Origin of the sequence: Mycobacterium zoologicum (genome assembly GCF_020181635.2) — a bacterium.
In the GTDB taxonomy this organism is placed as follows: Bacteria; Actinomycetota; Actinomycetes; order Mycobacteriales; family Mycobacteriaceae; genus Mycobacterium; species Mycobacterium zoologicum.
This window is the reverse complement of sequence record NZ_JAYJJS010000021.1, coordinates 35,734-47,886: the sequence shown is the minus strand read 5'-3', so window position 1 is coordinate 47,886 and position 12,153 is coordinate 35,734. Positions and strand designations below refer to the sequence as shown.

The 12,153-nt window shown below is 68.4% G+C and carries 12 protein-coding genes; 7 read left to right on the top strand and 5 right to left on the bottom strand.

Annotation, left to right across the window (positions count from 1 at the left end; genetic code table 11):
- Nucleotides 1-47: 47 nt before the first annotated feature.
- Together K6T84_RS16725 and K6T84_RS16720 are read right to left on the bottom strand one after the other, a co-directional pair.
- On the bottom strand, nt 48-506 hold the full coding sequence (locus K6T84_RS16725; RefSeq protein ID WP_225398588.1) for an SRPBCC family protein: 459 nt from the start codon (nt 504-506) through the stop codon (nt 48-50).
- Between the two features lie 34 nt (nt 507-540).
- Nucleotides 541-801, bottom strand: coding sequence for a DUF2530 domain-containing protein (locus K6T84_RS16720; RefSeq protein WP_224864566.1), 261 nt, complete (start codon nt 799-801; stop codon nt 541-543).
- Between the two features lie 39 nt (nt 802-840).
- Between K6T84_RS16720 and K6T84_RS16715 the strand changes: the two genes are divergently transcribed.
- Together K6T84_RS16715 and K6T84_RS16710 are read left to right on the top strand one after the other, a co-directional pair.
- Nucleotides 841-1,665, top strand: coding sequence for a TrmH family RNA methyltransferase (locus tag K6T84_RS16715; RefSeq protein WP_225401443.1), 825 nt, complete (start codon nt 841-843; stop codon nt 1,663-1,665).
- Complete coding sequence (locus tag K6T84_RS16710; RefSeq protein WP_225398590.1) at nt 1,665-1,931, top strand: DUF2537 domain-containing protein; 267 nt, start codon at nt 1,665-1,667, stop codon at nt 1,929-1,931. Before K6T84_RS16715 ends, K6T84_RS16710 begins: the two co-directional genes overlap by 1 nt.
- Before the next feature lie 2 nt (nt 1,932-1,933).
- On the opposite strand, the gene sepH is transcribed toward K6T84_RS16710, so the two are convergent.
- Nucleotides 1,934-2,719, bottom strand: a complete 786-nt coding sequence (sepH, locus tag K6T84_RS16705) for a septation protein SepH (RefSeq protein ID WP_225398591.1) — start codon at nt 2,717-2,719, stop codon at nt 1,934-1,936.
- Between the two features lie 106 nt (nt 2,720-2,825).
- Complete coding sequence (gene serC / locus K6T84_RS16700) at nt 2,826-3,953, bottom strand: phosphoserine transaminase (protein ID WP_225401444.1); 1,128 nt, start codon at nt 3,951-3,953, stop codon at nt 2,826-2,828.
- Between the two features lie 187 nt (nt 3,954-4,140).
- Between serC and K6T84_RS16695 the strand changes: the two genes are divergently transcribed.
- The 3 genes from K6T84_RS16695 to K6T84_RS16685 are packed head-to-tail and all read left to right on the top strand — an operon-like array spanning nt 4,141 to nt 7,842.
- Entirely contained in the window at nt 4,141-5,181 is a 1,041-nt protein-coding gene (locus tag K6T84_RS16695; RefSeq protein ID WP_224864571.1) for an AurF N-oxygenase family protein, read from the top strand.
- 22 nt (nt 5,182-5,203) lie between these two features.
- Nucleotides 5,204-6,895, top strand: a complete 1,692-nt coding sequence (locus tag K6T84_RS16690) for an FAD-dependent oxidoreductase (protein ID WP_225401445.1) — start codon at nt 5,204-5,206, stop codon at nt 6,893-6,895.
- A gap of 44 nt (nt 6,896-6,939) precedes the next feature.
- On the top strand, nt 6,940-7,842 hold the full coding sequence (locus K6T84_RS16685; RefSeq protein WP_225401446.1) for a class I SAM-dependent methyltransferase: 903 nt from the start codon (nt 6,940-6,942) through the stop codon (nt 7,840-7,842).
- Nucleotides 7,843-7,957: 115 nt separating this feature from the next.
- On the opposite strand, the gene K6T84_RS16680 is transcribed toward K6T84_RS16685, so the two are convergent.
- A complete protein-coding gene (locus K6T84_RS16680; protein ID WP_225398596.1) occupies nt 7,958-9,079 on the bottom strand; it encodes a citrate synthase 2 in 1,122 nt (373 codons plus the stop codon).
- 85 nt (nt 9,080-9,164) lie between these two features.
- On the opposite strand from K6T84_RS16680, the gene pdxH reads away from it, so the two are divergent.
- Both pdxH and K6T84_RS16670 read left to right on the top strand, forming a co-directional pair.
- Nucleotides 9,165-9,824 (top strand): pyridoxamine 5'-phosphate oxidase, encoded by a 660-nt coding sequence (gene pdxH / locus K6T84_RS16675; RefSeq protein ID WP_255613077.1) that lies wholly within the window; start codon nt 9,165-9,167, stop codon nt 9,822-9,824.
- Between the two features lie 205 nt (nt 9,825-10,029).
- Complete coding sequence (locus K6T84_RS16670; RefSeq protein ID WP_304621322.1) at nt 10,030-12,153, top strand: cellulase family glycosylhydrolase; 2,124 nt, start codon at nt 10,030-10,032, stop codon at nt 12,151-12,153.

Below are 12,153 nucleotides of genomic sequence, written 5' to 3'. Positions count from 1 at the left end.
TCCCTCCCGCGTTTGACGACGGACATTACCCCCGCCCGGCAAGCGGCTCAGCCGTTTTCGGCGGCTGCCTTGATCCTGTTCAACGAGGCGTTCATGCCCTCGACCAGCTCCTGCTCGAAGTTGGGCGTCCCGCCCATGAACTTGCCCACCATAAACGCCGAGAACGCGGTGGTGGCGCCGTTCTCGACGTGCCGGCTCTCGGTGACCCGGGTGCCCTGCGCGGTTGGCTCCAGCTCGTAGCTCCACACGCTGCGGTTCTCGACGACCCGGAAGGCCAGCTTGCGCTGCGGGACGTACTCGGTGATGACCGAGGTGGTGGGCCAGTACGTCCAGCCGCGCCGGTTGAAGTTGATGGTGCGGGTTCCCGGGCGGACCGCGCCGAGCGGCTTCATCCACCGGCACTGCGGGCTCCACTGCGGCATACGCCGGAAATCGGAGATCAGCTCCCACACCTTGGCGACCGGCGCGTCGATGTCGATATGTGTCTGCAGCAGTGGTTGTGCCATTGCGATCCTCCTTGAATCGGTTGGGCCGGTAGCCCTATTCGTTCTCCAGCCCGGTCTGGGCACCGCGTGCTCCGCGGCGCGCTGCGCTGCGTTGCACCAGAAATATGGTGGTTCCGATCACCCCGACGCCCAGGCCGGCCAGGCTCACCGGCCGCCAGGACTCCAAGCCGGGCACCGCGAACGCGGCGATGGTGGCAAGGGAGAACCCGGAGACGCCGGTCCCGATCACCGGCCAGACCCGCAGCAGTGCGGCCGGCAACGGCGGCGGCTCGGGGGTGGGCTCAGGCGGGGTCATCGCCGTTGACGTTAGCGCCTCGCCGGTAATGTTCGGTCAGTGGCCAGGGTCCTCGACGTCGTCGACATCGCGGATCCCGCCGATCTACGGCTCGATGACTTCCGTGACCTCAACAGCATCGACCGCCGCCCGGACCTGCCCACCGGCAAAGGCCTGGTGATCGCCGAAGGGGTCCTGGTGGTGCAGCGGATGCTGGCCTCGCGCTTCACGCCCAGGGCGCTGCTGGGCACCGATCGCCGGCTCAGCGAGCTCGCCGACGATCTGGCCGGCCGTGACGTCCCCTACTACCGGGTGTCGGCCGAGGTGATGGCGCAGGTGGTGGGGTTTCATCTCAACCGCGGCGTGCTGGCCGCCGCCTCCCGGGTGCCGGAGCCGACACTCGCCGACCTGCTCGCCGGCGCCCGCACCATCGCGGTGCTCGAGGGCGTCAACGACCACGAGAATCTGGGCTCGATCTTCCGCAACGGCGCCGGGCTGGGCGTCGACGCGGTGGTGTTCGGTGCCGGCTGCGCCGACCCGCTGTACCGGCGGGCGGTGCGGGTCTCGATGGGGCACGCCCTGCTGGTGCCCTACGTCCGCTCCACCCGGTGGCCCGACGACCTGGGCCTGCTGCGCGAGCACGGCTTCCGACTGCTGGCGATGACGCCGGACCCGCGGGCGCAGACGCTGTCGGCGGCGATGGACACGGTGCGCGACGAGCCGTTGGCGGTGCTGGTCGGGGCGGAGGGCCCCGGACTGTCCGAAACCACGATGCGCGCCAGCGACATCCGGGTGCGCATCCCGATGTCGCGGGGGACCGACTCGCTCAACGTCGCGACGGCGGCCGCGCTGGCCTTCTACGAACGCTGCAGGACGGCGCCGTGATGCCCGACGAGCAGACCCCTTGGGCAACGGGTTTGACGGTGGCCGGATTCGTGGCGGCGGTGGTCGGCACTGCGATCACCGTGTTGAGCATGGGCCTGGAACGGGTGCACCCTGCGGTGGCGGTCGGGCTCAACGTGGTCGCGGTGGGCGGGTTGGCGCCCACGGTGTGGGGCTGGCGGCACACTCAGGTGCTGCGGTGGTTCGCGCTGGGAATCGGAATCGGTGTCGCGGGGGCGTGGCTGGTGCTGTTGGCGACGGCCGGTTGAGGTCAGCCCTGGCCGGCCGTTCCGGTTCCGGTGGAGCGCACCCCGAGCAGCACGTCCTCCCAGCCCGGGACCTCCGGCTTGCTGCGACGGGCCCGCGGTGCCGCGCGCCGGCGGACCGGCTCACTCTCGGGCGCCGCCGGTGCGGCGGGCTCCTCGAAGTCCAGCTCGGCGACGGGGGCAACCGGCCGCAGCGGACGGTCGAAGGCCGGGTCGATCAGCTCCATCGCCGCGTCGTCGGCGGCGGTGACCGTCCCGCCGTGCGCGCCCGGGGTGAAGCGGAAGTGCGCGACGTTGTCCGAGCGGCCCGCCTTCCAGGCCAGCTGCACCGTCCAGCGGCCGTCCTCGTTGCGCCAGGCGTCCCAGCTGGTGTGCTCGGTGCTCAGGCCGCGCGCCATCAGGGCGCCGGTGATCACCTCGAGCAGGGTCGGCACCGCCGGACCGTCGGCCAGCACCGGGTGGGCGGCGGTCGCCAGCTCCGCGGCCCGCGAGCGCTCAAGCAGCACCGGGTGCGCGAACCGCTCCACCCGGGAGACCTCGACGCCTGCGGCCGCGGCCACCTGCTCCACCGACGCTCCGGCGCGGATCCGGGACTGGATGTCTTTGGGCCGGAGCATCTTGCCTCCCGGGGTGGTCTGGCCCGCTCGGCGGCCCTCGTCGCGCAACGCGCCGCGCAGCTGGTCTTCGATGCGCAGCCGGAACATGTCGGTGCGCTCGTCCTCGCCGCCGACGCTCTCGCAGATGATGTGCTTGCCGTCGACGTCGAGACCGATGACTGTCAGTTCCCTCATGACTTCTCCTCGCGACGGCCCGTTAGCTGCGGACTCTAGTGCAGCGCGCGGCCCCGACCGCGGTGACACGCTGGCCTTATAACGAGATGATCACGGCGCGACGAACTCAGAGTTTGCCCACGACCCAGTCCACGCACTGGGTCAGGGCGCTGACGTCGTCGGGGTCCACTGCCGGGAACATCGCGACCCGCAGCTGGTTGCGGCCCAGTTTGCGGTAGGGCTCGGTGTCGACGATGCCGTTGGCCCGCAGCACCTTGGCGACCGCTGCGGCGTCCACCCCGTCGACGAAGTCGATGGTGCCCACCACCTGCGACCGCAGCGCCGGGTCGGCGACGAACGGGGTGGTGAAATCGCGCTCCTCGGCCCAGGAATACAGCCGTTGCGACGAATCCGCCGTGCGCTTGACCGCCCAGTCCAGCCCACCGTTGCCCAGCATCCAGTCCAGCTGCTCGGCCAGCAGGGCCAGGGTGGCGATCGCCGGGGTGTTGTAGGTCTGGTTCTTGGTGCTGTTGTCCACCGCGATCGGCAGCGACAGGAACTCGGGCACCCACCGGCCCGACGCGGCGATGGCCTCGACGCGGGCCAGCGCGGCCGGGCTCATGATCGCCAGCCACAGCCCGCCGTCGGAGGCGAAGTTCTTCTGCGGGGCGAAGTAGTAGGCGTCGGCCTCGGTGATGTCGACCGGCAGGCCGCCCGCGCCCGACGTCGCGTCGATCACGACCAGGGCCCCTCCTTCGCCGCCGGTGCCTTCAGGTCGGTGCACTGGCACCGCGACCCCGGTGGAGGTCTCGTTGTGCGCCCAGGCGATGACGTCGACCGACGGGTCCGACGTCGGCTCGGGAGCACTGCCCGGGTCGGCCTTGATGATGATCGGGTCGCCGACGAAGGGGTTCTTGGCCACCGCGGAGGCGAACTTGGCGCTGAACTCGCCGTAGGTCAGGTGCAGGGAGCGCTTGTCGACCAGCCCGAACGCGGCGGCATCCCAGAACGCGGTGGAGCCGCCGTTGCCCAGCACCACCTCATAGCCGTCGGGCACCGAGAACAGTTCGCGCAGTCCGCTGCGGACCCGGCCGACCAGATCCTTGACCGGCGCCTGCCGGTGCGAGGTGCCGAACAGCGGCGCCGCGGTGGTGACCAGCGCGTTCAGCTGTTCCGGGCGGACCTTCGATGGCCCGCAGCCGAACCGTCCGTCGGCGGGTTTGAGGGAGTCCGGGATCGTGAGCTGCTCAGCCATGGCCCCTAGCGTAGACAGCGGCCGACGGCACCTCCCACAGCAGGTTTGAGCGTGAGCTGTGTCACATGAGACGCTCGACACCTGTCACGGCCACAGTCCTGCTCAGAAGCCTGGACGAGTAGCCGATACCTGCGGTACCGTTATACATAACAAGCCCAAATGTAAAGAACTCCTGGGGGTGTCTTCGATGGCTCAGACCGTTGCTCAGAAGCCGGCTCGCACTCGCATCATTCGGCGGTGGCGCGCCAACATGGAGGTGTCCGACGACACCCAGTACGTCGACATGCTCAACACCCTGTCGGAGGGGTCGGTTCGCCGGCACTTCAACCCCTACATCGACATCGACTGGGACAGCCCGGAATTCAAGGTCATCGACAACGACCCCCGCTGGAAGCTGCCCGCCACCGACCCGATCGGCAAGCACCCCTGGTACGCCGAGCAGTCCGAAGAGCGCCAGATCAAGATCGGCATGTGGCGTCAGGCCAACGTCGCCAAGGTCGGGCTGCACTTCGAGTCCATCCTGATCCGCGGCCTGCTCAACTACGCGTTCTGGCTGCCCAACGGCTCACCGGAGTACCGGTACTGCCTGCACGAGTCGGTCGAGGAGTGCAACCACACCTTGATGTTCCAGGAGATGGTGAACCACATCGGCGAAGACGTGCCCGGCATGCCGCGGATGCTCAAGTGGATCGCCGCGTTCATCCCGCTGGTCGCCGGGCCCCTGCCCATCCCGTTCTGGTTCGGCATCCTCGCCGGCGAAGAGCCGATCGACCACATCCAGAAGGACATCCTGCGCGAGGGCAAGACGCTGCATCCGATCATGGAGAAAGTGATGGCGATTCACGTCGCCGAAGAGGCGCGCCACATCTCCTTCGCCCACGAGTACCTCAGCAAGCGCATCCCGGACCTGCCGCGCCGCAAGCGATTCTGGCTGTCGCTGTTCGTACCGCTGACCATGCGCATCCTGTGTTCGGCGATCGTCGTCCCGCCGAAGGCGTTCTGGAACGAGTTCGACATCCCCCGCTCGGTGCGCAAGGACATCTTCTTCCGGTCGGCCGACGCCAAGCTGATGCTGTCCAACATGTTCGCCGACGTGCGCATGCTCTGCCACGACACCGGGCTGATGAACCCGGTCGCCAAGCTGGTGTGGAAGATGTGCCGGATCAGCGGGGCACCGTCGCGGTTCCGCGCCCAGCCGCAGCGCGCGCACCTGGCGCCCGCCGCCTGAGCCCGCCCGAGCTCACCGCCACATGCCGCACGTCATCAGCCAGGCATGCTGTAACGACGCGTCCTGCGTCTTCGCCTGCCCGGTCTACTGCATTCACCCGAGCCCGGACGAACCGGACTTCGCCACCTCGGAGATGCTCTACATCGATCCGGACGCCTGCGTGGACTGCGGCGCCTGTGTTCGGGCCTGCCCGGTCGACGCGATCTATCCGGACACCGCGCTACCGGCCGCCCAGCTGCCGTTCGTCGAGATCAACAAGTCGTACTACCCCAAGCGCCCCGAAGGGGTGAAGCTTCCGCCGACGTCCAAGCTGGCTCCGATCCTGCCCGCCGCCGAACTGCACCAGCGCGGCAAGTACCCGCTGACGGTCGCGATCGTGGGTTCCGGACCGGCCGCCATGTACGCCGCCGACGAGCTGCTCACCCAGCCCGGCGTGCTGGTCAACATGTTCGAAAAGCTACCCACGCCTTACGGTTTGGTGCGCGCCGGGGTGGCGCCGGATCATCAGCACACCAAGCTGGTGACCCGGCTCTTCGACTCGATCTCCTGGCGGCGCGGCTTCAACTTCTTCCTCAACGTCGAAGTGGGCAAACACATCAGCCACGCCGACCTGCTCGAGCATCACCACGCGGTGCTCTATGCCTCCGGCGCGCTGCATGACCGCCGGCTGGAGATCGACGGCATGGATCTGCCCGGCACCGGCACCGCCACCGAAGTGGTCGGCTGGTACAACGGGCACCCCGACTTCGTCGGTCTGCCAGTGGATCTCAGTCACGAGCGGGTGGTGATCGTCGGCAACGGCAACGTGGCGCTGGACGTCGCGCGCATCCTCACCTGCGACCCGGACAAGCTGGCCGACACCGACATCGCCGATCACGCGCTGACCGTGTTGCGCGAATCCAACGTGCAGGAAGTGGTGATCGTCGCCCGGCGCGGGCCGATCGACTCCGCGTTCACCCTGCCCGAGCTGGTCGGCCTGACCCAGGCCGTCGACGTGGTGCTGGATGCCGAGGACCACGCCCGGGTGCGCAACGATCTCGCGACCGTCACCGACAACTTCACCCGCCGGAAGCTGGAGATCCTGGCCAAGCTCGGTGACTCCTCAGCGCCGATCACCAAGCCGCGCATCCGGTTCGCCTACGGCCTGACCCCCGCCCGGGTGATCGGCGAGAACCGGCCTACCGCAATCGAATTCACCGTCACCGGCACCGAACAGGTCCGGTCGATCGATGCCGGGTTGGTGCTCACCTCGATCGGCTATCACGGCACCCCGATCGCCGACCTGCCGTTCGACGACGACGCCGGTGTGGTCCCCAATGAGGGCGGCCGCGTCGTCGACCCGGCGACCGGGCAGCGGGTACCGGGGGCTTACGTGTCGGGCTGGATCAAACGCGGTACCAACGGGTTCATCGGTACCAACAAGTCCGACTCGCTGATGACGATCCAGACCCTGGCCGCCGACTACAACGCCGGGCTGCTGCGCGAACCCTCCGCCGGGCCGCGCGCGGTCACCCGGATGGTGCACGCCCGTCAGCCCGACGTGATCGATGCCGCCGGCTGGAAGGCCATCGACAAGGCCGAGATCAGCCGAGGTGACGCGCAAGACCGTCCGCGGGTGAAGTTCACCCGGGTTCCGGACATGCTCGACGAGGTGGCGGACCACTCCGACGTGCCACTGCTGCAGAACCTGCTCGGCGCGTTGCGGAGACGCTGAACGGATCGGTGGTCCAACTCGACGCGCTGTAATACTTTGAAGCGGTGCCTCGTCGTCGATTGGATCGAGATGCCAGCCTGACGGCGCAGACGTGCGCTCTGCAGCGCGCGGCGGAATCTCTACAACCGCCTCATCGCAGGTTGCTCGATGACCCCGATTCAGCGCTTTTCGTGGACGGATACCAACTCCTGTTGACGAAGCCAGTGATTGCGCGAGCATGTTTGCGTGTTCTCGATGGCTACCTCCCCGGGTTGCATGTCTACATCGTCCTTCGTGTCCGGTACACGGATGATGTGGTCCGGCAAGCAATCTCGACGGGAATCGATCAGGTTGTCCTTCTGGGGGCGGGATTTGACACCACGAGCTTGCGCACACCTGCGACGGACTCCGGGCCGGCGATCTTCGAGGTTGACGCCCCAACCACCCAGCTGGAGAAGCGGCGCTTGCTGGAGCGCGCCAATCGCGCAGTTGGGCCGGGAGTCCAGTGGGTTCCGTGTGATTTCGAGACTGATCGTCTGGCGGAGCGTCTTGATCAGGCCGGCTTCGACCCGACAAGACCATGCGTCGTCGTCTGGATTGGCGTCTCCGTTTATCTCACCCGGGCGGCGATCGACCAGACCTTGACAGATCTGTCCGATATCTGCGCGCCCGGAAGTCTTCTCGTCACTGACTTCGGCGACCCCGAGACGGTGACCGGAAAGCATCATCTCGCCGGTGCCCGCCGTACCGCCCGACTGGTACGCCGTCGTGGCGAGCCGTGGCTTACCGCCCTGTCCATAGCCGAGCTGACCGCTGCGCTCAATGGTCCCGGTTTCGTCGTGCGTGACCAAGCGCGAGTCGCCGACCTCGCCAAGCGATATGCCCCAAACGGACGGCCGTGGTGCTCGACGGATGACTGGCTGGGGGTGTTGACGGCCGAGCGGGTGCGGTCGGATGGTGGCTGTTAGGCCTGGGCCAGCTGATTCCAGCCCGCCAGCGAATCCGCCCTTGCGTCGAGCGTGTACTCAGATTGAAAAATCGCCCCAAAAATCGCGCTGATTACACGTTCGGCGTGACGGCCGGTCAGATCAGGGCCTTGGAAATCTGGTCCCAGCCCGCAACGGATGCCGCGCTGCGCGGACCGGGGCCGACGTAGATCGCCGACGGGCGCACCAGCTTGCCCAGCCCCTTCTGCTCCATGATGTGCGCGCACCAGCCCGCGGTGCGTCCGCAGGTGAACATCGCCGGCATCATGGCCGGCGGCACCTGCGCGAAGTCCAGGATGACCGCGGCCCAGAACTCGACGTTGGTCTCGATGGCCCGGTCCGGGCGGCGCTCCCGAAGCTCGGCCAGTGCGGCCTGCTCCAGCGCCGCGGCCACTTCGTAGCGGGGCGCGTTCAGTCGCTTGGCGGTGGCGCGCAGCACCCGGGCGCGCGGGTCCTCGGCGCGATACACCCGGTGCCCGAAGCCCATCAGCTTCTCGCGGCGGTCCAGGATGCCCTTGACCACGGCGCGGGCGTCGCCGGACTTCTCCACCTCGGCGATCATCGGGATGACCCGGGCCGGCGCACCACCGTGCAGCGGCCCGCTCATGGCGCCGATCGCGCCTGACAGTGCAGCGCCGACGTCGGCGCCGGTGGAGGCGATCACCCGTGCGGTGAAGGTCGAGGCGTTCATGCCGTGCTCGGCCGCCGACACCCAGTAGGCGTCGATCGCCTCGACGTGGGCCGGGTCGGGCTCCCCGAGCCAGCGGGTCATGAACCGTTCGGTGATGGTGGCGCAGCCGTCGATCTTCGACTGCGGCACCGGCGTCTGCGAGCCGCGCGCGGACTGGGCGACGTAGGACAGCACCATCACCGCGGCGCGGGCCAACTGGTCGCGGGCGGTGGCGTCGTCGGTGTCCAGCAACGGCGCAAAGCCCCACTGCGGTGCCAGCATCGCCACCCCGGCCTGGGCGTCCACCCGGACGTCGCCGGTGCGCACCGACAGTTCCTGTGGCTCGGCCGGGTCCAGCGGACGGGCGAACGAGCCGTCGACCAGCAGGGCCCACACGTCACCGAAGCTGACCTTGCCGGCCAGATCCTCGATGTCCACACCGCGGTAGCGCAGGGCGCCACCGTCCTTGTCCGGCTCGGCGATCTCGGTGGTGAAGGCCACCGTGCCCTCGAGGCCGGCGACGAAGTTCTCCGGTACCGCAGCAGTCATGACCCCGATTCTCCCACCTGGGCGCGGGAAACTTGCTACCGGCCGGTAACACTGCCTGGGCTGCGCCGGGGCGTAGCGTTGGGCGGTGCGAAGGACGGGCCCCGACAACGAGCACCTGGCGGCGATGCGAGTGGAATACCGGGAGAAGGACAACAGCGGCGACCTCGAAGCCGACTGGCTCGCCGACGGCTGGGAGGTTCTGCTGCGCAACTGGATCGGCGACGCCGAGGCCGCCGGGATCGCCGAACCCAACGCGATGGTGGTCGCGACCCTCGAAGACGGCCGCCCGGTCACGCGCTCGGTGCTGTGCAAGAATCTCGACGCCCGCGGCGTCACGTTCTTCACCGACGCCGGCTCCGCCAAGGCCACCGACCTGGCGGCCACCCCGTTCGCGTCGGCGACCTTCCCCTGGTACCAGCTGGGCCGGCAGGTCCACATCCGCGGCCGGGTGAGCCGGACCGACGCCGCAGAGCCGGCCGAATACTGGGTGCACCGGCCGCGGGCGTCGCAGTTGGGGTTCTGGGCGTCGCAGCAGTCGCGTCCGGTCGCCTCGCGGGCCGCGCTGCTGGGCCAGCTGGCCGAGGTGACCGAGCGCTTCGCCGACCTCGAGCAGGTTCCGGTCCCGCCCAACTGGGTCGGATACACCATCGCTCCCGAGGTGGTGGAGTTCTGGCAGGGCCGGGAAGGCCGGTTGCACAACAGGATTCGGGTGACCGGCGGGCACATCGAGCGCCTGCAGCCCTGACGCGGCTACGCAATCACCATCGCACTTTTGCGAATCTCAGACAGCACTTTGTAGTAACTTCTCATTTCATTCGGAATTCTTCAGATTGAGAGTTCCGGCAAAGGAAATGAGGCGTCGGGAAATGTCTCGTCGTGGCGCTGAGGTGAAGCGGCGGTCGACTGCGGATTCCCCAGGTCGGCACGTCCGGGCGATCGGGTCGGGTGCAGTGCTGGGGGCGGTCCTGGCGTTCGGCATGGCTGCGTCGCCGCCGGCCGATGCCGAGGTCATCGACGATGTGCTCGATCAGATGCTGGCGCCGTTCACCGATGCGGCGACCAACACCGTGGACTGGGACACGCTGTGGAACCCGGCGGCCTGGGAGGCGTTCTTCGATCCTGCGCGCTGGGATGCCGCCCTCGCCGGGGTTGCGGTACCGATGCCCGGCGCCGCGGACGCGAGCGCGTGGTTCGACCAGCTCATCTACACCCCGCTGCACACCGGCATCGAGGGCTGGATCAACAGCACCGGGCCGACACCGATCCTCGACGGGCTCAACGGCTTCAGCAACGCGCTGGGGTGGGGGTCGATGATCGCCGACGGCACGGCCGGGACCGAGACGACCCCAGACGGCGGTGCTGCCGGCTGGTTGTTCGGCGACGGCGGGGCCGGTTGGGACAACACGGCGCCCGGTGGCGTCGGCGGTGCCGGTGGTGCAGCCGGGATGTTCGGCAACGGCGGCGTCGGCGGCCACGGTGCCGACGGCATCGACGGCGGCCACGGCGGGGACGGCGGCGCCGGTGGATGGTTGATGGGTAACGGCGGCCACGGCGGCGACGCCGGCGACAGCGGGATCGGCGGAGCCTCCACCGCACTGCCAGCTCTCGGCGGCACCGGCGGCACCGGTGGCGTGCTGTTCGGCGACCACGGCGCGGCCGGCCATTACGGCACACGGACCGACGCACCGCCGATCACCGACGACGGCGGGCTCAGCGTCACCGGACGTTGGTTCACCGACAGCGACGGTCGGGTCGTGGTCCTGCACGGACTCAACCACAACTACAAGGTCCCCCCGTATACGCCGTCCGCCGACGGATTCAGCGACGACGACGCGAAGTTCCTGGCCGACAATGGCTTCACCGCGGTACGGCTGGGTTTCGCGTGGGAAGCCGTCGCGCCCGAACCCGGTGTCTTCGACGCGGCCTACCTCGCCTCGGTCGCGCAGACCGTACAGACTCTGGCCAACCACGGCATCGTCAGCCTGCTCTACCCGACCCAGGGTCTCTACAGCAGCACGTTCGGCGGCCAGGGCTTCCCGGACTGGATGGTGCAGACCGGCGGGTTACCCAACCCCCAGCTGGGCTTCCCGGCCAACTACATCTTCAATCCCGCGGAGAACCACGCCTGGGATGCCTTCTGGGGCAACGCCAAAGCCCCCGATGGGGTCGGACTGCAGAACCACTACGCGCAGATGTGGCAGTACGTCGCCAACTACTTCCGGGGCAACCCCGACGTGCTGGGCTACGAGCTGATCAACGAGCCGTGGCCGGGCACCCAATGGCTGGGAGGTCTGTTCGGTGATCCGCACTTCGACAGCCAGGCGCTGACGCCCTTCTACAACCAGGTGGACGCGGCGATCCGGTCCGTAGACCCGCACACCCCGGTGTTCTTCCAACCGAACACCATGTTCGGCAATCTGCCGGTGGACACCCATCTGGGCAAGGTGGACGACCCGAACACGGTCTTCTCCTTCCACACCTACTGCCTGCAATCGGCCGTGTTCGGAATCGACTTCGGCTGCGGGGACTACTACGACCTGGCGCTGACCCGCGCCGAGCACTACGCGGATTCGCACGGTATCCCGGCCTACCTGACCGAATTCGGATCCACCTCCCGGCTCAAGGCCATCGACGCCATGATTCCGGTCGCCGACCGATTCGGGCTCAACTGGACCGAGTTCGCCTACGCCACCAGTGAGGTGACCAGCTCGGACCCGATCGGTCAGGCGCTGGTCTTCGACCCCAGCAAGCCGCCGGTCGGCGACAACGTCGACTGGGACAAGCTGGCGATCATCGCCGCGCCCTACCCACAGGCGATCGGCGGCACGCCGGAATCCTGGTCGTATCAGGACGGCATATTCCAGCTGAGCTACTCCACCGAGCGCGCCGACGGGCTGGGCAGCTTCACGGCCGGCACGCAAACGGTCATCTCGGTGCCGACCGTCGAATACCCGAACGGCTACCACGTGGAGGTCACCGGCGGCACGGTCGTCTCAGATCCCAACGCTCCGGTGCTGTTCATCGAATCTCACGGCGGCGCAAGCACGGTCAACGTCGTCGTGCGTCCGGCCTGA

What these genes read in the sequence shown, in the direction of transcription:
- K6T84_RS16710 (WP_225398590.1), top strand. Translation starts at nt 1,665, where the DNA reads ATGCCCGACGAGCAGACCCCTTGGGCAACGGGTTTGACGGTGGCCGGA.
- K6T84_RS16720 (WP_224864566.1), bottom strand. Translation starts at nt 801, where the DNA reads ATGACCCCGCCTGAGCCCACCCCCGAGCCGCCGCCGTTGCCGGCCGCA.
- K6T84_RS16725 (WP_225398588.1), bottom strand. Translation starts at nt 506, where the DNA reads ATGGCACAACCACTGCTGCAGACACATATCGACATCGACGCGCCGGTC.
- sepH (WP_225398591.1), bottom strand. Translation starts at nt 2,719, where the DNA reads ATGAGGGAACTGACAGTCATCGGTCTCGACGTCGACGGCAAGCACATC.
- K6T84_RS16695 (WP_224864571.1), top strand. Translation starts at nt 4,141, where the DNA reads ATGGCTCAGACCGTTGCTCAGAAGCCGGCTCGCACTCGCATCATTCGG.
- K6T84_RS16680 (WP_225398596.1), bottom strand. Translation starts at nt 9,079, where the DNA reads ATGACTGCTGCGGTACCGGAGAACTTCGTCGCCGGCCTCGAGGGCACG.
- serC (WP_225401444.1), bottom strand. Translation starts at nt 3,953, where the DNA reads ATGGCTGAGCAGCTCACGATCCCGGACTCCCTCAAACCCGCCGACGGA.
- K6T84_RS16690 (WP_225401445.1), top strand. Translation starts at nt 5,204, where the DNA reads ATGCCGCACGTCATCAGCCAGGCATGCTGTAACGACGCGTCCTGCGTC.